Source organism: Micromonospora sp. DT228 (genome assembly GCF_049841595.1).
Classification (GTDB): Bacteria; Actinomycetota; Actinomycetes; order Mycobacteriales; family Micromonosporaceae; genus Micromonospora.
Genome location: NZ_JBNCKO010000064.1, coordinates 1 through 504, shown reverse-complemented (window position 1 = coordinate 504; position 504 = coordinate 1). Strand labels below are relative to the sequence as shown.

At 67.5% G+C, this 504-nt stretch carries 1 protein-coding gene; it reads left to right on the top strand.

Features of this window, described 5'->3' with window-relative positions:
• Nucleotides 1-504 (top strand): ALF repeat-containing protein (locus tag ACLQ29_RS35420; protein WP_425775709.1); only part of this gene is annotated, 504 nt, incomplete at both ends.

Below are 504 nucleotides of genomic sequence, written 5' to 3'. Positions count from 1 at the left end.
GGTCCGGGACTCGTTGACCACGTTGCCGGGCAGGATCCAGGCGGGGTTGGACGGCACTGCGGATGATCTCCGTGCGTTCCTCAAGACGGGCCTGCGGGTCTCCTGGACCACGGATCTGCGGATCGCGGCGAACCGGACCATGCCGAAGGGTGGGGAGAACGTGCGGGCGGCCGCGCAGGTGGCGCTCGACAACGGGACCATCGATGCCCTTCTGACCTACCTCAACCACGGCCTGTACATCGCACGTGCGCTCGACGCGGGGTCCCTGAAGCTGTTCGCGGATATTCGCGAGCTTGTCGCGGTCGACCTCGATACCGCCTCGGACACCGAGGTGCGGGTGCTTGCCAACCAGATCATGGCCGCGGCGGTCCGGGACTCGTTGACCACGTTGCCGGGCAGGATCCAGGCGGGGTTGGACGGCACTGCGGATGATCTCCGTGCGTTCCTCAAGACGGGCCTGCGGGTCTCCTGGACCACGGATCTGCGGATCGCGGCGAACCGGAC